Origin of the sequence: Microbacterium sp. NPDC089696 (genome assembly GCF_044749125.1) — a bacterium.
Taxonomy (GTDB): domain Bacteria; phylum Actinomycetota; class Actinomycetes; order Actinomycetales; family Microbacteriaceae; genus Microbacterium.
On record NZ_JBIVHF010000001.1, the window covers coordinates 104755 to 125917 of the forward strand.

The window sequence follows — 21163 nt, forward strand, 5'->3', positions numbered from 1 at the left end:
ACGGGGCTATAGCTCAGGCGGTTAGAGCGCTTCACTGATAATGAAGAGGTCCCAGGTTCAAGTCCTGGTAGCCCCACCCTGTAACTCAAGAAGTACCCTCACGGGGCCTTAGCTCAGTTGGTAGAGCGCCTGCTTTGCAAGCAGGATGTCAGGAGTTCGAATCTCCTAGGCTCCACACTGTGTTGAGACAGTTCGAGAAGGCCCCGCCGAGTGCGGGGCCTTCTCGTCTCTCCCGTCCTGTCCACAGGTGTTAACAACCCTGTTAACAACCGGGTCCTTCGGGGACATCAGATGCGGCGGATACGCACGGGACCCTTCACCTCGGCGATCCGCACCGGTTCTCCCCTCTGGGTGATCGCGACGTCTCCGCGTTCGGCGAGCTCACCGGCGACGCGGCGCACGTCGTCCATGCGCCCCCGCCACGAGGAGCCGCCGATCGTGCGGGCGACGTCACTCGGGCAGATGGACGACTCGGCGCGCTTGCGGGTGAGCGCACGGATGACGGCGGCGATGCGTTCGTCGAAGGCCGCCCCCGCGGCATCCTCCCACCACGGGTGACCCCGCTCGCCGAGCGCGGTCTTCGCGTCGTTCACCCGGGCACGGGCGTCGGATTCGCCCGCCTTCACCGCGCGGCGGGCAGCCATCAGCTCGTCGACGAGCTCCTGCCGGAGGGAGTCGGGGATCGACGGATCCGTCGCGCGCCACTTCCGGCCGTCGATCACGACGTGATGTCCGTCCTCCGTCGGCTGTGCGCGATCCTTCTCGGCCATGTCCGCAGTCTGCCGTGCGGATCGCGCGAGGCCGAGGGGCTTGACCGCTACGCCGATGGGGCGAAGCGGGCGCGCGTCTCGGCATCCGCGGTGTAGACCACGAGCTGGATGTCGGACTGGTCCGACGGCCGCATCTGGTGATGCTCGAACACGAGTCGACCGAGCGACGGATGCTGGAACACGCGTTCCCGCGACTCGAAGCCGCCGACGCCGTGGCTCTCCCAGCGTTCCCGGAACTCGGGGCTCTCCTCCCGGAGCCGGCCGATGAGGTCGCGGTACCGCGGGTCGCCCAGACGCGGCCCCGCCTCCGCGCGGAACTCGGCGAGGAACCGGCTGCTCGTGTCGTCCCAGTCGTCGAGCAGCGAGCGGACCGCCGGGTCCGTGAAGATCAGCCGCAGGAGATTGCGCTGCTCGGGTGGAGTCGTGGCGACGTGGGGATACAGCCGCTCGTAGGCGCGGTTCCATCCCGCGATGCCCCAATCGGCGGCGAGGGCGTAGGCAGGATGCTCGTCGAGCGCGTCCAGGAACCGCTGCACGTGCGGGGGCGCCGTCTCCACCGCCTCTCCGCCGGCCGGACGCTGCGGGGCGAAGCCGGCGAGCGTCAGCGCGTAGTCGTGCTCCGCCACCGTGAGGTGCAACGCCGTGGCGACGGCATCCAGCACCTGGCGTGACGGGTTGATGTCGCGCCCCTGCTCGAGCCAGGTGTACCAGGTGACGCTCACCCCCGACAGGAACGAGACCTCCTCACGGCGCAGGCCCACGGTGCGGCCACGGCCGGCGGCGGGCAGACCGTACGTGCCGCGATCGAGCTGCTCGCGTCGCGCCCGCAGGAACGCGCCGAGCTCGCTGCGCTTCTGCGGGTCCGAGGCCATGAGACAAACCTAGTGCTCCCACTACTAGTGTCAGCGCCGTCTTCCGCGTACGCGCACGCGAGGGCACAGTGGAACGATGCCCACTCCTCTCCGCTCCCGCACCGTGACGCACGGCCGCAACGCCGCCGGCGCCCGCGCCCTCTTCCGCGCCGCCGGCGTCAACGCCGCCGACTTCGGCAAGCCGATGGTCGCCGTCGCGAACAGCTTCACCGAGTTCGTCCCGGGTCACACGCACCTGCAGCCGGTCGGACGCATCGTCTCCGACGCGATCTCCGCGGCCGGCGGCATCCCGCGGGAGTTCAACACCATCGCGGTCGACGACGGCATCGCGATGGGTCACGGCGGGATGCTGTACTCGCTCCCCTCGCGGGACCTCATCGCCGACTCTGTCGAGTACATGGTCAACGCGCACCAGGCCGACGCGCTGGTGTGCATCTCGAACTGCGACAAGATCACGCCCGGCATGCTCATGGCCGCGCTGCGTCTGAACATCCCGACGGTGTTCGTCTCGGGCGGTCCGATGGAGTCCGGCCGCGCGACGCTCGTCGACGGCAGCGTACGCACGCTCGACCTGGTGGACGCGATCTCCGAGGCCGCGAACGACACGGTCTCGGACGCCGACATCCAGCGCATCGAGGAGAACGCCTGTCCCACGTGCGGGTCGTGCTCCGGCATGTTCACCGCCAACTCCATGAACTGCCTCGTCGAGGCGCTCGGTCTCGCGCTGCCGGGCAACGGCTCGGTGCTCGCGACGCACACCGCCCGCCGCGCGCTGTACGAGCGCGCGGGCGAGGTGGCCGTCGAGATCACGAAGCGCTTCTACGACGAGGACGACGCCTCCGTGCTGCCGCGCGCCGTGGCGAGCTTCGACGCGTTCGAGAACGCCATGGCCCTCGACATCGCGATGGGCGGATCGACGAACACGATCCTGCACCTGCTCGCGGCCGCCCATGAGGCCGGCGTCGACTTCGGGCTCGACGAGATCGACGCGGTCTCGCGCCGTGTGCCGTGTCTCGCGAAGATCGCCCCGAACCCCGCCTACGGACGCATGTACTACATGGAGGACGTGCACCGCGCGGGCGGCATCCCCCGCATCCTCGGCGAGCTGCATCGTGCGGGTGCGCTCAATGAGGGCGTCTCGTCGATCCATGCGTCCTCGCTGGCGTCGTGGCTCGACGCCTGGGACATCCGGCGCGACACCGTCACCGACGAGGCGAAGGACCTCTGGTACGCCGCTCCCGGTGGCGTCCGCTCGTCGAGCGCGTTCTCGCAGTCGGAGCGCTGGCTGGAGCTGGACACCGACGCGGAGAACGGATGCATCCGCGACGCCGAGCACGCCTATTCGGTCGACGGCGGTCTCGCCGTGCTCCGCGGCAACATCGCGGTGGACGGCGCCGTGGTGAAGACCGCCGGTGTCGACCCGTCGATCCTGGTGTTCTCCGGGCCGGCGGTCGTGTGCGAGTCTCAGGAGGAGGCCGTCGCGAAGATCCTGGGCAAGAAGGTGCAGCCGGGCGACGTCGTCGTGATCCGCTACGAGGGGCCCAAGGGCGGGCCGGGGATGCAGGAGATGCTGCACCCGACGTCGTTCCTCAAGGGCCGCGGCCTCGGCAAGGTGTGCGCTCTCATCACGGACGGCCGCTTCTCGGGCGGTACGTCCGGGCTGTCGATCGGACACGTCTCGCCCGAGGCGGCGTCGGGCGGAATGATCGCGCTCGTCGAGGACGGCGACATCATCTCGATCGACATCCCCACGCGCGACCTCACCCTGCAGGTCGACGAGGCAGAACTCGAGCGGCGTCGTGCGGCTCTGGTGGAGAACGGCGGCTACCGGCCGAAGGACCGCCAGCGTCCGGTGTCGCTCGCGCTGCGGTCGTACGCCACCATGGCGACGTCGGCCGACCGCGGCGCGGTGCGCGACGTCGAGGCGGTCGAGCGCGCGCTCCGCGAGCAGGAGTTGCGCGCGGCCTCCGCTCTCGTCTGAGCGCGATCCGTCAGCCGAGGTCGACGCCCTTCGCCGCGGCAAGGGCGCCGAGTTTCTCGGCGGCGTCGGTCTCCACGCAGACGCAGGCCTGGAGACCGTCGTCGCCGTCGCGCAGCAGGTAGAAGCTCGTCGAGTCGGTGAGCGGCGCCTCTTCGGCGTCCCGGAACAGCCACCGCACCCGAACGAGCACGAGTCTCGGCGACAGCTGCTGGGCGTCGAGGAGCTCGTGCCCCACCGAGGAGAGTCCGAGCTTCTGATAGAGCGGGTACGACTGCTCGAGACCCTGCACCATGGCCTCGTGGGAGTCGAGGACTCCGGCGGCGCGGTCGTCGACGATCATCCCGGGTGTCGACCACAGCGCGGCCGACGTCTCGGCGTCGAACGCGGTGAGTGCTTCCGCATAGCGGACGAGGTACTCGTCGATGCGTCGCATATCGGGGGTCGGGATGTCGGTCGTCATGCCCTCCACGCTACGCATCGTCGTCGTCTGCACAACCCTTGAACAGTCATACAGTCATCCACAGCTGTGGATGAATCTGTTAACAACTCTGACCAGGGGTTCAGGCAATTCTCAGACTTGTGGATGCGCTTCCATAGGAGTCCCTCAGGATGCGGGCGCGGCCGAGTCGTCGCCGGCGGCGAGTGGGTGCCACTGCCATCCGGCGGTCGATGTCGCAACCCCCTCTCGATAGACGGGCGATCGGCGTACGGTGCCCGGCATGAGCGAAGCGAAGACGATGATCAGAACAGAGGTGACCATCGACGGGGCCAGCTTCCTCCTCTCTCAGGACCAGGCAGTGGAGGACCTGCGCCGTCGGATCGAGGAGGCCGTGGAGACGGCCGGGACGTTCGTCGACATGACCGTGGTGGGCAACCGGTCGGTGAGCGTGCTCATCACGCCGCGCACGCACGTGACCATCAGCGTCGCGACCGTGGCGTTCGATGCGCGCGACACCGGCGACCTCGAGTTCCCCTACGGCGGGTACTACGACCTCCTGTGACCCCGGAGGCGGTCGGGGCCGAGCGGCGCGAGCGCCGAGGCCGCGTCGTGCAGGCACGCGACGAAGGCGGCCGTGATCGCGTCGTCGTCCGCCGTGGCTCGTCGGGCGGCGAGAAGGCGCGTCGTCGGCGACCCCGCGAGCGGCACGACCGCGATCGACGGCGGCACGAGCTGACGCACGGACTCGGGCAGGATGCTGCCGCCGACGCCGGCCGCGACGAAGCCGAGCGCCGTCTCCTGGTGCACGACCTCCTCGGCGATCCGCAGGCCGCCGGCGCCCAGCCCGAGCACCTCGTGCACGCGGTCCACGAACCCGGGCATGAGCGACCGCGGGTACGCGATCAGCGGCACCGACGACACCTCCTCGGCCGTCACCTCGTCGCGCTGCGCGAGCGGGTGACCGATCGGCACGCACAGCACGAGCCGCTCCTCGAACACGACCTCCGTCACCAGGCGGGGTTGTGACGATCCGACCTCCGGGACCTCGTCGCGCACGATCCCCACGTCGATCGAGCCGTCGCGCAAGCGGTCGAACTGCTCCCCCGAGGTGAGGGGCAGGAGCGTGAGGTTCACCCGGTCGCGGCGGGCGCGGAACAGCCGCACGACCTCGGGGAGCACCGTGTAGTTCGCGGAGCTCACGAACCCGGCGGTGAGCTGGCCGGCGAGGCCGTCGACGTAGTCGCGCATCTCGGCGCGCACCGCGTCGACCTCGTCGAGGATCCGTCGGGCGCGTTCCTGCAGGTGCCGGCCAGCCGGTGTGAGCGACACACGACGGGTGCTGCGTTCGAACAGCGGCAGTCCGACCTCGCGCTCGAGGCGGCCGACCTGCACGCTCAACGGCGGCTGCGACATGTGCAGCCGCTGGGCCGCCCGTCCGAAGTGGAGCTCGTCGGCGACCGCCATGAAGTAGCGCAGCTGACGGAGTTCCATGTCCGCACGATACGGGTCTCGTATTACCGCGGCGTTACGGGCGCATTGCGAGCGAAACGCTATCAATACGCGGCGAAAAAGGTATTTGACCAGGGGTTGTTGTCGAAGGTTCTCTGGAGAGGACGCCCCCGATGGAAGGACCGCCGCCATGACCGCAGAGACCGCCGCAGACACCCGGATCGACATGCTGTACCTCAGCGAGCCCGAGGTGATCGCCGCCGGGATGAAGGACATGGACCGCTGCATGGAGGTCATGGAGGAGGTCCTCGTCCTCGTCGCGAAGGGCGACTACCGGATGGCGGGCAACTCGGCGAACTCGCACGGCGCGCAGATCAGCTTCCCGCAGTCGTCGCCGTTCCCGACCATGCCGCTGGATGCCGCCGACCGGCGCTTCATGGCGATGGCCGCCTACCTCGGAGGGCGCTTCGACACGGCGGGCGTCAAGTGGTACGGCTCGAACGTCGACAACCGCGACAAGGGGCTGCCGCGCTCGATCCACCTCATCGTGCTGAACGACAAGGAGACGGGCGCCCCGTTCGCGATCATGTCGGGCAACCTCGAGAGCGCCTACCGCACGGCGGCCGTTCCGGGAGCCGCGGCCAAGAAGCTCGCACCCCTGAACGCGAAGTCCCTGGGCATCATCGGCCCCGGCGCCATGAACAAGAGCGCCCTGCACGCCATGACCGCCGCACGTCCGACGCTCGACACCATCCGCATCAACGGCCGGCGCCGATCGACCTCCGAGGCGTTCGCCGACTATGTGCGCGAGCACTACCCCCAGTTCACGACGATCGAGATCGCCGAGACGGTCGAGGCCGCGGTACGCGACTCCGACATCGTGTCCGAGGCGGTGACGGGGCTCGTCGGCTCGGAGAACTACCCGTACATCGACGGCGACTGGATCAAGCCGGGCGCGTTCCTGAGCCTCCCCGCAAACCTCCGCATGGACAAGGAGTACACGCTCTCCGGCAAGGCGCGACTGATCGCGGACGCGAAGAAGATCTACGAGGCCTGGGCGGAGGAGTACCCCGCTCCCTCCCACGAGACCGCCTTCGGCATGATCGGCCTGTATTGGCAGGACCTCATCGACGCGGGCGAGCTCGACGAGTCGCGCGTCGTCAACATCGGCGACGTGTTCGAGGGCACGGTCCCCGGCCGCGAGTTCGACGAGCAACCCGTGCTGTTCAGCGTCGGGGGCATGGGCGTCGAGGACGTCGCGTGGGCGAAGACGGTGTACGAGAACGCCGTCCAGCTCGGCATCGGCACGACGCTCAACCTGTGGAACACCCCGGACCTGGCCTGACCCGTGCACGCCTCACTGTCCTCCCGCGGGGAGTCCGCGACCTACGCGATCATCGGCGCCGGCCTCACGGGGGCGGCGGCCGCGTGGCGCCTCGCCCAGTCGGGCGCCGAGGTGATCGTGCTCGAACGCGACGTCCCGGCATCCCCTCTCGGGAGCTCGCACGGATCGGCCCGCATCTTCCGCTACGGCTACCTCGACCCGTTCTACGCCGACCTCGTCGTGCAGGCACGCAGCTCCTGGGACGAGCTCGAGGCCGCGAGCGGTCGACAGCTCATCACGCCCAGCGGCTCCCTCGACTTCGGCGCGGTGCGTGATCCGCGCGGTCTCGCCGGGGTGCTCGACCGGGTGGGCGTCGACCACGAGCTGCTCGCCCGGGAGGATGCCGCGGCGCGATGGCCGCAGCTGACGTTCGACACCGAGGTGCTGTGGCATCCCGATGCGGGCGTGATCGACGCGGAGTCGTCGGTGCACGCGATGCTCGACCTCGCGGCGGCCGCCGGCGCGCAGGTGCGCACGGGATGGGAGGTCGCCTCGGTGCGGCACGGCTTCACCGGGTACGTGCTTACGTCGACGACGGGCCGCACGGTCCACGCCGAGCAGGTCGTGGTGGCGGCGGGAGGGTGGCTGCCCGCACTCCTGCGCGATCTCGACCTGCCGGGCGGCTTCGCCGATGCGATGCCCCAGTTCGAGGTGCGTCAGGAGAACGCGTTCCACTTCCCCTATCGCGACCCTGCGGACCACGGCTCGCCGGCTTCGGGCGACAGCACCTCCTGGCCGACGTTCATCTACAAGGGCGAGGACATCCAGATCTACAGCCTCCCCGGTGGTCGCGATGCGCACTGGCGCGGCCAGAAGCTCGCCGAATACAACGGCGGCCGCCGCATCCCGTCGGCCGTGGCGCAGGACGGTGTCGTCGATCCCGTGAACCGGGAGCGCGTGACGCGCTTCGTCGAGCGCTTCACCCCCGGTCTCGTCCCCGAGTCCTACGAAGAGACGACCTGTCTGTTCACGAACGTCCCGCGGGACGACATGATCATCGACCGCGCCGCCGGGGTGACGATCGTGTCGCCCTGCTCCGGACAGGGGGCGAAGTTCGCACCGCTGCTGGGCGAGATCGTGCACGACCTCGTGACCGGTTCTGCCTCCGCCTCCGAGCGGTTCCGGGCGGTCGGCCAGCGATTCGCGGGGGTGTGACATGAGCACTCACGGCGACGCGAACGCGCTGCTCGCGGAGATCGAGTCGATCGGCGTCGATCCCGAGCGCGGCGGGTACACCCGGCCGGTCTTCTCGGAGCCCGAGCTCGAGCTTCGGGAGTGGTTCTCTCGCCATGCTGCGGCGCGCGGGCTCACGGTCGAGACCGACGGCAACGGCATCCTCTGGGCGTGGTGGGACGCGGACGGCGCCTCGCGCCGGGACGTCATCGTCACGGGCTCGCACCTGGACTCGGTTCCCGGCGGCGGCAACTTCGACGGCCCGCTCGGAGTCGCGAGCGCGCTCGCCGCGGTCGATCTGCTGCGTGATCGCGGGATCGCACCCGTGCGCCCGCTGGCCGTCGCGGTGTTCCCCGAGGAGGAGGGGTCGCGGTTCGGCATCGCCTGCCTCGGGTCCCGCCTGCTCGCCGGTGTCGTCGCGCCCGAGAAGGTGCGCGCGCTGCGCGACGAGGGAGGACGCAGCTACGCCGAGGTCTCGGCCGGCGTCGGCGCCGACCCCGCGACCATCGGGCCCGACCTCGAGCGCCTCTCCGCGATCTCCGCCTTCGTCGAGCTGCACGTGGAACAGGGCCGCGGCCTCGCCGACCTCGACGAGCCGGTCGCGCTCGCCGGCGCGATCATCGCGCACGGACGCTGGCACGTGCGCATCGAGGGGCGCGGCGACCACGCGGGGGCGACCCGCATGGCCGATCGGCAGGACCCGGTCGTGGTGGCCGCCGAGACGATCCGCAGCCTGCGCGTCCACACCCTCGTGGTCGACGACGCGCGGGGAACGGTCGGCCGCATCAAGGTCACCCCCGGCGGCACCAACGTGATCGCGTCGGCGGTCGACCTGTGGCTCGACGTGCGACACCGCTCGGAGGAGGCCGTGCGTCGCATCGTGAGCGAGGTCGCGGCGGCGACCGGCCGCGCCGCCGAGGCCGAGGGCTGCGTCGCGACCGTGACCGAGCAGTCGTTCTCGCCCACCGTGCTCTTCGACCCGTCGCTGCGCGAGCGGATGCAGGGCGTGCTGCCCGCCTCCCCCGTGCTCGACACCGGCGCCGGACACGACGCGGGCGTCCTCGCCGAGATCATCCCCACCGGGATGCTGTTCGTCCGCAACCCCACCGGCTCCTCGCACACCCCCGCGGAGACGGCGGAACCCGACGACGTCGCGGCGGGCGTGACCGCGCTCGCCGACGTCCTCGAGCACCTCCTCACCCGCTGACCCGCACCACCGAGCTCTCCCGACCCCCGAAAGGACCCCTATGGACATCACCTCGCAGGTGAACACGGGATGGATGCTGACCGCGACCGTCGCCGTGACCCTCATGCTGCCGGGGCTCGCGCTCTACTACGGCGGCCTCTCCCGTACCAAGAACATCCTCAACACCGTGATGATCGTGCTCGGCGGCTTCGCCGTGACCGCGGTCCTCTGGGTGCTGTTCGGCTACGGCCTCACCCTCGGCGACTCGGTCGGCGGGGCCGGGCTGATCGGCGACCCCACGACCCTGTTCGGCATCCAGTCGCTGCTCGGCGCCGAGACGCCCGAGGGCGCGGTGCCCGGCATCCTCATCGCGGTGTTCCAGCTGATCTTCGCGGGCCTCACGGTCGGCATCATCGGCGGGGCGGTCGAGGGGCGCATGAAGTTCTCGAGCTGGCTGATCTTCTCGGGACTCTGGGCCACCCTCGTGTACTTCCCCGTCGCGCACTGGGTGTTCGCGTTCGACTCCGCCGACGGCTCCACGACGGGCGGCTGGATCGCGAACGGCCTGCACGCGATCGACTTCGCCGGTGGCACGGCCGTGCACATGAACGCGGGCGTCGCGGCGCTCGTGCTGGCGTTCTTCCTCGGCAAGCGCCGCGACTTCCCGCACGTCGGACGACCCGGCAACCTGCCCATCGCGATCGTGGGCGCCGGTCTGCTCATGGTCGGCTGGTACGGCTTCAACGGCGGCTCGTCGGGCGGCATCAACGACAGCGCGGGAGTCGCGGTGGCGAACACGCTCATCGCGGCCTGCGCGGGTCTGCTCGGCTGGCTCGTGGTGGAGCGCATCGTGCGCAAGGCCGCGACCTCGCTCGGCGCGATCTCCGGAATCCTCGGCGGTCTCGTCGGCATCACCCCGGCCGCGAACTCCGTGTCGCCGGTCGGGGCCGTGATCATCGGCCTCCTCGCCGGTATCGTCGCCTTCGCGACGCTGGGGCTCAAGGAGAAGCTCGGGTACGACGATGCGCTCGACGCGGTCGCGATCCACATGTTCCCCGGCATCTTCGGCACGCTCGCGATCGGCTTCCTCGCCGACCCGTCGTCGCCCGCCGGCGCGGCGGGGATCTTCTTCGGCGGCGGCTGGGACCTGCTCGGCACCCAGGCCCTCGCGATCGTCGCGGTGTTCGCCTACACGTTCGTCGTGACCGCCCTGATCTCCTGGGTGATCAAGGCCACGGTGGGTCTCCGAGTGCCCGACGGCACCGAGATCACGGGCCTGGACACCACCCTGCACGCCGAGACCGCCTACGACCTGGACGACGTGCGCTCCTGAGCGCCCGCAGAGAGGACAGAGAACATGAAGCTCATCACCGCCGTACTCCAGCCCAGTGCGCTGGAACCCGTGAAGACCGCGCTCGCCGAGGTCGGCATCACCGGCATGACGATCTACGACGCGAAGGGCCACGGCGCCCAGACCGGCAAGGTCGAGGTGTATCGCTCGCAGCGCGTGAAGGTCGACTTCCTGCCCAAGATCTCGCTCGAGATCGTCGTCGCGGACGAGGAGCTGGACGCGGCTCTCGCCGCGATCCAGGATGCGGCGCGCACCGGCGAGATCGGCGACGGCAAGATCTGGGTCACCGATGCGCTGCAGGTGATCCGCGTGCGCACGGGTGAGACCGGGCCGACCGCGATCCGCTGATCATGGCGAGCACGCGCGTGGACCTCGAGGTCGTCCGTCCGGCGGACGTCGAGGCGCAGCCGTGGGCCAACGGCCTGGGCGTCACGCGCGTGCTCGTCGACCGCGGGCACGGGCGCCTCAGCGTCGCCGAGATCGAGGGGACGACCCCGTTCTCCCCGCTCCCCGGACTCGACCGGATGCTGGTGCCGCTGACCGCCCCGGGTCTCGGTCTCGTGATCGACGGCCGCAGGATGCGCGTGCGCGCCGGGGAGTCGGTCGAGTTCCGCGGCGAGGACGCGGTCGTCGGCGAGGCCGGCATGCGGCGGGTCTCGGTCGTGAACGTCATGACGCGGCGGGGCGCGGCGTCGCTCGACGCGCGGATCGTGTGCGGCTCGCAGGTCGACACCCGGGGTGCGGACGCGCTGGTCGTGCTCGACGGCCGGGTCTCGACGCCGGCCGACCGCCTGCTCCCCGCGGGCGCCGCGCTCCTCCCGGGTGCCGTGCCGACCGTCGTCTCGGCGGAGCACGGCGCCGTGCTGGTCGTGCGGTGGGGGCGTCTCCCGTGAGCATCCACGCGGCGCTGTTCCACGTCCGTACCCGACGCCCGCGGGCGGGCGCCGAGTACCAGCGCCTCCTCGACGCGCTCAACGCCTCGGCGGTCGCCGCGGTCGAGGACATGGGCTGGACCGCCTCGCTGCACGCGGCCGGATCCGATCCCGAGCACTCCTTGCGCCGAGCGTCCCGCGAGGCTGATGTCGTGGTGCTGCTGGGTGGCGACGACATCGACCCGTCGCTGTACGGCCAGAGCGACCGTCGGCCGATCCGCACTCCGTACGAGCGCCGCGCGGACCGCATGCAGATCGCCGTGATCATGGATGCCGTGAGCCAGCGCCGTCCGCTGCTGGGCGTCTGCCGGGGTCATCAGCTGTTGAACGTGGCGCTCGGGGGGACTCTGCGCCAGCACGTGCCGGGGCACCGCGGCGCCGGCGCGAATCCCTTCGTGGACACGGCCGTGCCGGGCATCGCGACACTCGCCCCGGGACTTCAGCCGCCGGCGCTGTGCACCCACCACCAGGCGGTCGACGAGCTCGGTCGCGGCCTGCACGCCGTCCTGCACTCCGACGACGGGGTGATCGAGGCGATCACGCACGAATCGCTGCCGTTCCTCGGCGTGCAGTGGCACCCCGAGCATCCGGCGTCGGCGAGAGCGCAGCTGACGGGACTGCTCCGCGCCGTGCATCGGCGAGGGGCGGCGCGGGAGACCCAGCTCGCGCGGGTCAGCTCACGTCGCGCGTGATCGGACGCTGGCCCTCGGGTCCGAACAGGTGCAGGATCTCGACCGAGAGCTGGTCCGCGGGCCCGAACCAGTGCGGTGTCCTGGCATCGAACTCGACGTTCTCGCCGGGGTCGAGAAGGTGCTCGGCGTCGCCGAGGAGCAGGCGCAGCCGTCCGGCGAGCACGTAGATCCACGCGTGGCCCTCGTGCGTCGTGAGTCCGGGGTCGCGCGGTCCGAGCACGTGCTTGAACACCTGCACCCCACCGGGATGCCGGGTGAGCGGCACCGCGACGCCGCCCGCGAGCAGCCGACGCGCTTCGAGGTGCACGCGCGGGTCGCCGGTCTGCGGCGCCGCGATGAGGTCGTCGAGCGACACGGCGTAGGCGCGGGCGAGCGGCAGCAGCACGTCGAGGGTCGGCTGGCGGCGTCCGGTCTCGATGCGCGACAGGGTGCTGGTGGACAGCCCGGCCAGACCGGAGGCGGCCTCGAGCGTCAGCCCGCGGCCCGTGCGCAGGCGCCGCAGACGCGGACCGATCGCGGCGAGGGTCGCGGCGGTGTCGGCATCCATCCCGTCATCCTTGCAGATTCCGCAAACGGGTGAGGCTCAGCGGGTGCCCGCATCGGACGATGGAATCCGGACGGCACCTCCTGTCGTCACGCGACGCGAGTTCCGACAGGAGGTCCCGCATCGACTCACTCGGACGACGGAAAGGCCGCCATGATCACAGCGCGACGAGACGGATGCCGCGGATGAGGGCCCTGCTGCTCGGAGCGCGGGGCGCTGTCGGCGTCGTCGTGCGACGGGAGCTCGAACGCGCGGGGCACGAGGTGACGCCCGCGAGCCGCGGTGCCTCCGGCCGCGGGCGAGTGGATCTGCAGGGCGACCTCTCCCCCGTCGCTGATCTCGCCGCCGAGCATGACGTGGTCGTGAACGCGTCCGGCGTGGAGCGGATCGGGCTCGCGGGCGCGACGGCGGCGACGCCCCTCATCGACATCTCCGCGACCGGCGCGTACCTCGAGAAGCTGCGGAACGCGGCCGGGGGACCTGTCGTCCTGGGAGCGGGGCTCGTCCCCGGGCTCAGCACGATCCTCGTGCGAGCGCTCACGTCCGAGACCGCGGTCGGCGATATCGACGTGCTCGTGATGCTCGGCGCGGGCGAACGCCACGGCCCCGCGGCCGTCGCATGGACCGCGGGACTCGTGGGCGTCGACGTGCATCGGCCGCCGGAGGGCGGACGCGTGCGCAACTTCCGCGACAGCGTGCGTGCCCTCGGCCCCGATGGTCGCTCGCGCCGGTACCTCCGCGCGGACTTCCCCGACCACGTCCTGCGCGGAGACGCGCACGGCGCGATCCGCAGCTACCTGACTCTGGGGTCGTCGGCGCTGACCGCGTCGCTCGCACTCGTCGGTCGGATGCCGGCGCTCCGCGGTGCACTTGCGGCGGCGCCACACGTGGGTGGCGATGCCTGGCACATCGTCGTGCGCGATCGGCGCACCGGGCAGCAGCGCACGGCAGCGGGGCGAGGCCAGTCCGAGGCGACAGGGCGACTCACGGCGCTCGCCGCGGAGCGGATCGTGTCACGGGGCGCCGCGGGCGCGGTCACGATGGCGGACCTCGTCGAACCGGATGACGCTCTCGCCGTGATCGTCGGCTGACCCCGCGCGCTCAGCCGACGGTCGAGCGCCGCGCGATCAGACGCATCGGCACCGTGACGGTCTCGACCGCGCGGGTGCGATCGCTCAGGCGTGACACGGCGAGCCGCGCGGCGGCGCGACCGAGGGCCTCGACGTCACCGGTGACGACGCTGACCCCGAGCACGCGCGCCCATTCCGGGTCGTCGAAGCCGATCACCGCCGGGGCGTCCGACCGCTCCGCGACCTCTTCCATCACGCCGAGGAGGATGCGGTTGTTCCCGGCGACGACGGCCGTGGGCGGAGAGTCGAGCGCGAGCAGATCCCGCATGCACGCCCGCGAGGACGCGACGTCGTGCGCGTCGGTGCGCAGCAGGTCGCGCCAGTCGGAGTCGACCTCGTCGAGCACCTCTCCCATGCCGGCGAGGCGCTGACGGTAGGTGGGCAGCCACGCGTAGTCGCCGATGAACGCGATTCGCCGGTGCCCCGCGTCGATCAGGTGCCGGGCGGCGAGGCGACCGCCCTCGAGGTTGTCGAAGACCGCGGAGTCGGCGGCGAGGTTCTCGGCCGGACGGTCGACGAACACGACGGGGATGCCGCGGGCCTGCAGCTGCGCGTAGCCGCTGTGATCGGTCATCGCCGAGACCGTGATGACCGCGGTGGTCTGACGATCGGCGAGGTCACGGGCGACGCGCTGCTCCTGCTCGGCCGATTCCCGGGAGTTGGCGACCGAGAGGTGCATGCCTCGGGGGCGGATCTCGTCTTCGATCGCCTGCGCGAGCGCGGAGTAGAACGGGTTCGTGACGTCGCCGGTGATGAGGCCGATCGAGTCGGCGAGGCGTCCGCTCGCGAGCAGGCTGGCCGCGGCGTTGCGCTGGTAGTCGAGCTCGGCCGCTGCCTCGAGCACGCTCGCCAGGGTCTTCTCGCTCACGTACGACTCGCCGCCGAGCGCGCGCGACGCCGTCTTGAGGCTGACGCCCGCGCGAGCGGCGACCTGTGCGAGCGTGGGGCGCGCCGCGGCGCCGCTCTCTGGTCGAGACATGGGATCCCTTCGTGGCCCTCTCGGGCGGATAGCCCATTATGACCGGTGCGTCTTCGAGGATCGTGCTTCCCCACGACGACACCCCTGTGGTAGCGTCCTCAGCATATGACAGCGATGTCATAAAACGGTCATCCCGGATTCGCAGCCGCCGTGACCGCCCGACGACACGACGCAGTGGAGTGAGAGGAAAAGACCATGAGGGTCTCCATCCCGAGGAACGCACGATCCGCCCGACGATCCTGGACGGCCGCGGGCATCGCCGCGACCGTGGGCCTGGCGATGCTGACGCCCCTGTCGGCGACGGCCGCCGGAACCACCGCGTTCGCCTCGTCCTTCGAGGCCGCCGACGCCGCCCCCGTGCTCGCCGGCACCGGTGACGCGGTCAACGTGACGGGCAGCCGGTTCGTGCCGGGGAGCGTGCTCGGCGGGGTGACCGCCGTCACGGCATCCGCGCAGAACGCCCCGGGCGAGGCCGCCGCGTTCGCCGCCGACGGGAACGCCTCGACCAAGTGGCTCGCGTTCGCGAACAAGGGCTGGCTGCAGTACCAGCTCGCCGCAGCGCAGACCATGGTCAGCTACACGCTCACCTCGGGCAACGACGAGCCCGACCGCGATCCGAAGGACTTCCGCGTGCAGGGCTCGAACGACGGCGCCGACTGGGTGACCGTCGACGAGCGCAGCGGCGAGCTCTTCACCGGGCGCGGCCAGACGCGGTCGTTCACGCTCGCGACCCCGAGCGCCGAGTACCTCTACTACCGGCTCGACGTGCTCTCCACCCGCACGCCCAGCAAGAACATCGTGCAGCTCGCCGGATGGGAGCCCATCGCGGTCGCGGGCGCGACCCCCGAGCCCGACGACCTCCTGCTGCAGATCGGCAGCGGCCCGACCAGCTCGGACACGGCCAAGACCGGCGTCGGCTTCACGGGCACCAAGGCGCTGCAGTACGTCGGCCGCCACCTCGACGCGGGTCCCGCCTCATCGACCACCACGCTCTACGAGGACGTCGCGGTGGACGTCGCCGACGACAGCGAGCTCTCGTACCTCGTCTTCCCCCTGCTCGACGGCGAGCAGACCTACGCCGCCACGTTCGTCGCGGTCGACCTCACCTTCGACGACGGCACGCGACTCTCCACGAGCGGCGCCGTCGACTCGTACGGCTACGGGGCGAACGCCCGCCAGCAGGGCCAGGCGAACGTGCTCTGGCCGAACCAGTGGAACAAGGTCACGGTCGACCTCGGGCAGTTCGCCGGGCGCACCGTGAGCGACATCCTCTTCACCTACGACCACCCCGGAGCCGACGTGAAGGGCGTCGAGACGCCCACCGCCGCCACGGCCTTCAGCGGCTGGATCGACGACGTCGAGATCGGCGCCGCCGCGCAGCTCGACACGTCCGACGGTCTCGTGTCGTACGTCGACACGCGCCGCGGCACGAACTCCACCGGCGGCTTCTCGCGCGGCAACAACCTGCCCGCCACCGCCTGGCCCAACGGCTTCAACTTCATCACCCCGATGACGAACGCCGACAACGTGGGCACGATCTACCAGTACCAGCGCGCCAACAACGCGCAGAACCTCCCCGCGCTGAACGGCATCGGGTTCTCGCACCAGCCGAGCATCTGGATGGGCGACCGCAACCAGCTCGCCGTGCTCCCCGCCGCGAACGGCAACCCGACCTCGTCGCTCGAGGGTCGCAAGCTCCCGTTCCACCACGAGAACGAGACCGCCCGGCCCGACATCTACAGCGTGGAGTTCGACAACGGCATCCAGACGTCCGTGACCGCGACCGATCATGGCGCGATCTACCGCTTCGAGTTCACGGGCGACACGAGCTCGATCCTCATCGACCAGCTCGTGAACTCCTCCAAGCTCCAGATCTCGGGCGACACGGTGTCCGGCTGGGTCGACGGCGGCTCCGGCTGGCCGGGGCGCACGCGCATGTTCGTGTACGGCACGTTCGACCGCGCGCCGCTCACCGCCGGCGCGACCACGCAGGGCGACCGCAACGGCTCCGCCCGCTACGCCGCGTTCGACACGAGCGGCGACAAGACGGTCGAGCTGCGTCTGTCGTCGTCGTTCATCTCTCAGGATCAGGCGCAGAAGAACCACGAGTTCGAGCTGCAGGACGTCTCGTTCGAAGACGCGCACGCCGCGGTCCGCGACGCCTGGAACGACCGCCTCGGCGTGGTCCACGACGTCAAGGGTGCGACCGACACGCAGCTCGTGACGCTGTACTCGAGCCTGTACCGCCTGAACCTCTACCCGAACTCGCAGTTCGAGAACACGGGCTCGGAGGCGAATCCGGTCTACCAGTACGCGAGCCCGGTCTCGGCGACGAGCGGCTCGGCATCCGACACCCGCACGAACGCGAAGATCGTCGACGGCAAGGTCTACGTCAACAACGGCTTCTGGGACACGTACCGCACGGCCTGGCCGCTGTACTCGCTGCTCTACCCCGACGTGACCGAAGAGCTCGTCGACGGCTTCGTGCAGCAGTACCGCGACGGCGGATGGGTCGCGCGGTGGTCCTCCCCCGGCTATGCGGACCTCATGACCGGCACGAGCTCCGACGTGGCCTTCGCCGACGCCTACCTCGCCGGAGCGCTCGACACCGACACCGCGCTCGAGGCCTACGACGCCGCCGTCAAGAACGCCACCGTGCTCCCGGCATCCAACGCCGTGGGACGTAAGGGCCTCGCGCAGTCGATCTTCCTCGGGTACACCGAGGCGACGACGCACGAGAGCGCCTCCTGGGGCCTCGAGGGCTACATCAACGACTTCGGCATCGCCGAGATGGCGAAGAAGCTCTCGGAGGACCCGAACACCCCGGCCGCCCGCGTCGAGCAGCTGAAGGAGGAGGCGACCTACTTCGAGGCGCGTGCCGAGCACTACGTCGAGATGTTCAACCCGGCCGCCGGCACCTTCACGTCGCGCAACGCCGACGGCTCCTGGACCTCGGGCGCCGAGTTCGACAAGAAGGCCTGGGGCGGTGCGTTCACGGAGGCGAGCGCCTGGACCTTCGGGTTCCACGCCCCGCACGACGTCGACGGACTCGCCGCGCTGTACGGCGGACGCCAGCAGCTCCTCGACGTCATGCACGACTTCCTCACGATCCGCGAGAAGGCCGACTACTCCGGCATCCACGAGGCCCGTGAGGCACGCGACGTGCGGCTCGGGATGCTGGGCATGTCGAACCAGATCGCCCACCACATCCCGTACGTGCTGGCCGAGGCCGGCGACCCCTCGGGAGCGCAGGCCCTGATCCGCGACATCCAGGACCGCCTGTTCGTCGGCTCCGACATCGGCCAGGGCTACCCGGGCGACGAGGACAACGGCGAGTTCTCGGCCTGGTACGTCTTCTCGGCGCTCGGCTTCTACCCGCTCGAGGTGGGATCGGGCGACTACACCATCGGCACGCCGCTGTTCGACAGCGCGACGCTCTCGATCGGCGACACCGACCTGGTGATCAACGCGCCGGGAGCATCGGAGGGTCGGGACTACGTCGCGGGCGTCAGCATCAACGGCGCACCGATCGACGAGACGACGTTCGACGGCGACCTGGTGCGCGCGGGCGGCACGATCGACTTCACGATGAGCGAGACGCCCTCGACGTGGGGCGCGAAGGATCTGGGCGAGAAGCTCGAGGTGCCGACCACGCTCGTCGACGCGACCAAGCCAGGACGCGGATCGCTCTCGGCGACCGACGGCACCCCCGTCGGATCGCTCGTGGACGACAACATGAACTCGACCGTCACGTTCGCCGGCGACTCGACCGACCTGGTCTGGACCTCGCAGTCCGGCCCGGTGTCGATCGGGCAGTACACGCTGACGAGCGCGTCGAAGGCGGCCGCCCCGGCGAGCTGGACCCTGTCGGGCTCGATGGACGGCACGACCTGGACCGAGCTCGACAGCCGCGAGGGAGAGAGCTTCACGTGGGACTCGCAGACCCGGCCGTTCACGGCGCAGGGAGCCGGCGGCTACACGAGCGTGAAGCTCAGCCTGAAGAGCTCGGGCGCCCCGCTGGCGCTGTCCGAGGTCGAGCTGTTCGCCTCGGCGTCGGCCGCCGATGGACTCTCGATCGCCGCCGGTGCGCCGCAGCGCGTGGCCGTCGGCACCGAGTTCACGGGGTCGCTCGCCACGATCGTCGGCACCGAGACCGAGGCCTCCGGCTATGACGTGACGGTCGACTACGGCGACGGCGAGGACACGGGCGACGTGGCCCTCACCCGGGACGAGCTCGGCGGCTGGAAGGTGAGCGCCCCGCACACCTTCACGGCTCCCGGCACCTACTCCGCGGTCGTCACGGTCCGGGACTCGAGCGGTGCGGCGGCCCAGGCCACCGCCACGGTCGAGGTCTTCCGCGACGAGTCGCTGGTCGGCGGATTCAACAACGTCTGCATCGGTGATCTCGACAAGACCGCGGCGAACTGCGACTCGCAGGGTCACGGTTACTTCCGCGACAAGATCAACGCCGACGGCTTCGTCCAGGGTCAGACCCTCACGATCCCCGGCACGTCGCTGACGTACGACCTCCCGGCCGTGCCGGCGGGCGCGCCCGACAACATCACCGGCGAGGGCCAGACCGTCAAGGTCTCCCTCGGCGCGGGTGCGACGCAGCTGTCCTTCATCGGGACGGCCACCGAGAGCAACCGCGACTCGGATGCCGTGCTGCACTTCACGGACGGCACCACGCAGACGGTGACGATCAGCCTCGGCGACTGGGTCGGAGCATCCGGCAGCCCCTACAAGGGCAACACGGTGCTCACGATCTCGGAGGGACGCCTCTCCGGCACCGGAGCGGAGTCCAGCGTGAAGAACACGGCGATCTACGCCACCGCCCCGATCGCCCTCGCGGTCGACGGCGACGGCAAGCCGAAGGTCGTGGAGTCGCTGACGATGCCGAAGGAGCCGGGTTCGCTCAACGACGGACGCGTGCACCTCTTCGCGCTCGCCTCGGACGGCGACCGCGCCGCCGCCGCGGAGCTGGCCGTCACGGCCGGCACCGTCGACGAGCAGGTCACCGGCGAGGAGTTCGATGCGACGCTGGCGACGGTCGTCGGCGGCGCGGGCGAGACGACCGCGACGGTCAATTGGGGCGAAGGATCACCCGTCTCCACGGTCGACGTGACGGACGGCACGATCGCGGGGACCCACACCTACGCGAAGGCCGGCGCCTACACGGTGACGGTCACGGCCGACGACGGCGTGAAGTCGGCTGCGACGCAGCTGACCATCACGGTCGCCGACCCGGTGCCGGTCTACACACCGGAGATCGAGGCTCCGCAGCAGGCGGCACCCGGTGAGACCGTCACGATCACCGGAACCGGCTTCGCCCCCGGAGAGGCCGTCGCGATCCGCATCGACTCCGAGGAGCCGGTGGTCGTGACCGCCGAGGACGACGGCACGATCAGCGGAGACGTCACGGTCCCGGCGGGCGCAGTCGACGGCGACCACCCGGTCGTGGCCCTCGGCGACGTGTCGAAGGTCGAGGCCCGCGCCTCGCTCCTGGTCGTCGGCGACCCGGCAGCCCCGAAGAACACCTCGGTGACGCTGACCTCCGGATCGGACGACCCGGTGGCCGGCGAGGCCATCCCGCTGATCGCGACGGTCAAGCCCGCGGGCGCCGTCGGTCAGGTGGAGTTCCTCGAGGGCGAGGTCGTCGTCGGCTCCGCGAACGTCTCCGCCGGTGCGGCGACCGCCGACATCACGATCGCGACCTCGGGCGCGCACACCTACACGGCGCGGTTCGTCCCCTCCGATCCGGATGCGTTCCGCCCGTCGACGTCGGCCCCGCTGACGATCGACGTGCGCAGCACACCGGTGCTGGAGGCCGAGGTCGTCCTCGGACTGTCGACGATCGTGCAGGGCGGATCGCTCGAGATCTCGGGTCGCGGGTTCGCGGCGGGTGAGCTCATCACGATCACGCTGCACTCCGACCCGATCCGTCTCGGCGAGGTCACGGCCGACGGCAGCGGAGCATTCCGGACGGTCGTCACGATCCCCGCGAGCGCGCCGGTCGGTCAGCACACGCTGATCGTCGAGGGCACGTCCTCCGGACTCAGCGCCCAGGGCGCGCTCACGGTCACGGCCGCGGCATCCACCGGCGACGGGTTGGCCGGCACGGGCGGCGCGGTGCCGATCGTGCTGATCGTGCTCATGCTGGGTCTGTTGGCCGCCGGCGGAGTGCTGCTCGTCCGGCGTCGGCGTTCGGAGGCCTGACCCCGGCACCCGCGACCGACGGGAGGAGATCCCACGCCCGGGAGGAGGATCCGCACGGATCCCTC

General features: G+C 70.7%; 17 protein-coding genes and 2 tRNA genes. 13 read left to right on the top strand and 6 right to left on the bottom strand.

What is annotated here, in order from left to right:
* Positions 1–2 precede the first annotated feature (2 nt).
* Positions 3–76 (top strand) — tRNA-Ile (locus ACIPY8_RS00500).
* 26 nt (positions 77–102) lie between these two features.
* A tRNA-Ala gene (locus ACIPY8_RS00505) sits at positions 103–175 on the top strand.
* A 112-nt stretch (positions 176–287) separates the two neighbouring features.
* Here the strand turns inward: ACIPY8_RS00505 and ACIPY8_RS00510 are convergent.
* Positions 288–770, bottom strand: coding sequence for a DUF3253 domain-containing protein (locus ACIPY8_RS00510; RefSeq protein WP_400813818.1), 483 nt, complete (start codon positions 768–770; stop codon positions 288–290).
* A gap of 47 nt (positions 771–817) precedes the next feature.
* Positions 818–1642, bottom strand: coding sequence for a helix-turn-helix transcriptional regulator (locus ACIPY8_RS00515; protein WP_400813819.1), 825 nt, complete (start codon positions 1640–1642; stop codon positions 818–820).
* A gap of 76 nt (positions 1643–1718) precedes the next feature.
* Between ACIPY8_RS00515 and ilvD the strand changes: the two genes are divergently transcribed.
* Entirely contained in the window at positions 1719–3623 is a 1905-nt protein-coding gene (ilvD, locus tag ACIPY8_RS00520) for a dihydroxy-acid dehydratase (protein WP_400813820.1), read from the top strand.
* Positions 3624–3633: 10 nt separating this feature from the next.
* Here ilvD and ACIPY8_RS00525 read toward each other — a convergent pair whose 3' ends face one another.
* Entirely contained in the window at positions 3634–4083 is a 450-nt protein-coding gene (locus ACIPY8_RS00525; protein ID WP_400813822.1) for a hypothetical protein, read from the bottom strand.
* 259 nt (positions 4084–4342) lie between these two features.
* Between ACIPY8_RS00525 and ACIPY8_RS00530 the strand changes: the two genes are divergently transcribed.
* A complete protein-coding gene (locus tag ACIPY8_RS00530; RefSeq protein ID WP_400813824.1) occupies positions 4343–4624 on the top strand; it encodes a hypothetical protein in 282 nt (93 codons plus the stop codon).
* Here ACIPY8_RS00530 and ACIPY8_RS00535 read toward each other — a convergent pair.
* Positions 4609–5553: a LysR family transcriptional regulator gene (locus ACIPY8_RS00535; RefSeq protein WP_400813825.1), complete on the bottom strand. Its 945-nt coding sequence runs from the start codon at positions 5551–5553 to the stop codon at positions 4609–4611. The genes ACIPY8_RS00530 and ACIPY8_RS00535 overlap by 16 nt on opposite strands.
* 148 nt (positions 5554–5701) lie before the next feature.
* Here ACIPY8_RS00535 and ACIPY8_RS00540 point away from each other — a divergent pair, with 148 nt between their 5' ends.
* From ACIPY8_RS00540 to ACIPY8_RS00570, 7 genes are read left to right on the top strand one after another with little or no spacing between them, the layout of a single operon-like run.
* Positions 5702–6856: a tyramine oxidase subunit B gene (locus ACIPY8_RS00540; RefSeq protein WP_400813826.1), complete on the top strand. Its 1155-nt coding sequence runs from the start codon at positions 5702–5704 to the stop codon at positions 6854–6856.
* A gap of 3 nt (positions 6857–6859) precedes the next feature.
* Positions 6860–8050: an FAD-dependent oxidoreductase gene (locus tag ACIPY8_RS00545; protein ID WP_400813828.1), complete on the top strand. Its 1191-nt coding sequence runs from the start codon at positions 6860–6862 to the stop codon at positions 8048–8050.
* A 1-nt stretch (position 8051) separates the two neighbouring features.
* Positions 8052–9275: an allantoate amidohydrolase gene (locus tag ACIPY8_RS00550; RefSeq protein ID WP_400813829.1), complete on the top strand. Its 1224-nt coding sequence runs from the start codon at positions 8052–8054 to the stop codon at positions 9273–9275.
* A 40-nt stretch (positions 9276–9315) separates the two neighbouring features.
* Positions 9316–10587, top strand: a complete 1272-nt coding sequence (locus tag ACIPY8_RS00555; protein ID WP_400813831.1) for an ammonium transporter — start codon at positions 9316–9318, stop codon at positions 10585–10587.
* A gap of 24 nt (positions 10588–10611) precedes the next feature.
* Entirely contained in the window at positions 10612–10953 is a 342-nt protein-coding gene (locus ACIPY8_RS00560) for a P-II family nitrogen regulator (protein ID WP_400813832.1), read from the top strand.
* A 2-nt stretch (positions 10954–10955) separates the two neighbouring features.
* On the top strand, positions 10956–11498 hold the full coding sequence (locus ACIPY8_RS00565) for a HutD family protein (protein WP_400813834.1): 543 nt from the start codon (positions 10956–10958) through the stop codon (positions 11496–11498).
* A complete protein-coding gene (locus tag ACIPY8_RS00570) occupies positions 11495–12229 on the top strand; it encodes a gamma-glutamyl-gamma-aminobutyrate hydrolase family protein (protein WP_400813836.1) in 735 nt (244 codons plus the stop codon). Before ACIPY8_RS00565 ends, ACIPY8_RS00570 begins: the two co-directional genes overlap by 4 nt.
* Here ACIPY8_RS00570 and ACIPY8_RS00575 read toward each other — a convergent pair.
* A complete protein-coding gene (locus ACIPY8_RS00575) occupies positions 12210–12776 on the bottom strand; it encodes a helix-turn-helix domain-containing protein (protein WP_400813838.1) in 567 nt (188 codons plus the stop codon). The two genes, ACIPY8_RS00570 and ACIPY8_RS00575, sit on opposite strands and share 20 nt — an antisense overlap.
* A gap of 182 nt (positions 12777–12958) precedes the next feature.
* Between ACIPY8_RS00575 and ACIPY8_RS00580 the strand changes: the two genes are divergently transcribed.
* Positions 12959–13864: a hypothetical protein gene (locus tag ACIPY8_RS00580; protein ID WP_400813840.1), complete on the top strand. Its 906-nt coding sequence runs from the start codon at positions 12959–12961 to the stop codon at positions 13862–13864.
* 10 nt (positions 13865–13874) lie between these two features.
* Here ACIPY8_RS00580 and ACIPY8_RS00585 read toward each other — a convergent pair whose 3' ends face one another.
* The gene (locus tag ACIPY8_RS00585) at positions 13875–14882 is read right to left on the bottom strand and encodes a LacI family DNA-binding transcriptional regulator (protein WP_400813841.1); all 1008 of its coding nucleotides are present in this window, start codon (positions 14880–14882) and stop codon (positions 13875–13877) included.
* Between the two features lie 195 nt (positions 14883–15077).
* Here ACIPY8_RS00585 and ACIPY8_RS00590 point away from each other — a divergent pair, with 195 nt between their 5' ends.
* A complete protein-coding gene (locus tag ACIPY8_RS00590) occupies positions 15078–21098 on the top strand; it encodes a GH92 family glycosyl hydrolase (RefSeq protein WP_400813843.1) in 6021 nt (2006 codons plus the stop codon).
* Positions 21099–21163 lie beyond the last annotated feature (65 nt).

Coding starts and splice junctions, on each gene's coding strand:
- ACIPY8_RS00575 (WP_400813838.1), bottom strand. CDS start 12,776: ATGGATGCCGACACCGCCGCGACCCTCGCCGCGATCGGTCCGCGTCTG.
- ACIPY8_RS00590 (WP_400813843.1), top strand. CDS start 15,078: ATGAGGGTCTCCATCCCGAGGAACGCACGATCCGCCCGACGATCCTGG.
- ACIPY8_RS00580 (WP_400813840.1), top strand. CDS start 12,959: ATGAGGGCCCTGCTGCTCGGAGCGCGGGGCGCTGTCGGCGTCGTCGTG.
- ACIPY8_RS00555 (WP_400813831.1), top strand. CDS start 9,316: ATGGACATCACCTCGCAGGTGAACACGGGATGGATGCTGACCGCGACC.
- ACIPY8_RS00510 (WP_400813818.1), bottom strand. CDS start 770: ATGGCCGAGAAGGATCGCGCACAGCCGACGGAGGACGGACATCACGTC.
- ilvD (WP_400813820.1), top strand. CDS start 1,719: ATGCCCACTCCTCTCCGCTCCCGCACCGTGACGCACGGCCGCAACGCC.
- ACIPY8_RS00550 (WP_400813829.1), top strand. CDS start 8,052: ATGAGCACTCACGGCGACGCGAACGCGCTGCTCGCGGAGATCGAGTCG.
- ACIPY8_RS00535 (WP_400813825.1), bottom strand. CDS start 5,553: ATGGAACTCCGTCAGCTGCGCTACTTCATGGCGGTCGCCGACGAGCTC.
- ACIPY8_RS00530 (WP_400813824.1), top strand. CDS start 4,343: ATGAGCGAAGCGAAGACGATGATCAGAACAGAGGTGACCATCGACGGG.
- ACIPY8_RS00585 (WP_400813841.1), bottom strand. CDS start 14,882: ATGTCTCGACCAGAGAGCGGCGCCGCGGCGCGCCCCACGCTCGCACAG.
- ACIPY8_RS00525 (WP_400813822.1), bottom strand. CDS start 4,083: ATGACGACCGACATCCCGACCCCCGATATGCGACGCATCGACGAGTAC.
- ACIPY8_RS00540 (WP_400813826.1), top strand. CDS start 5,702: ATGACCGCAGAGACCGCCGCAGACACCCGGATCGACATGCTGTACCTC.
- ACIPY8_RS00565 (WP_400813834.1), top strand. CDS start 10,956: ATGGCGAGCACGCGCGTGGACCTCGAGGTCGTCCGTCCGGCGGACGTC.
- ACIPY8_RS00560 (WP_400813832.1), top strand. CDS start 10,612: ATGAAGCTCATCACCGCCGTACTCCAGCCCAGTGCGCTGGAACCCGTG.
- ACIPY8_RS00515 (WP_400813819.1), bottom strand. CDS start 1,642: ATGGCCTCGGACCCGCAGAAGCGCAGCGAGCTCGGCGCGTTCCTGCGG.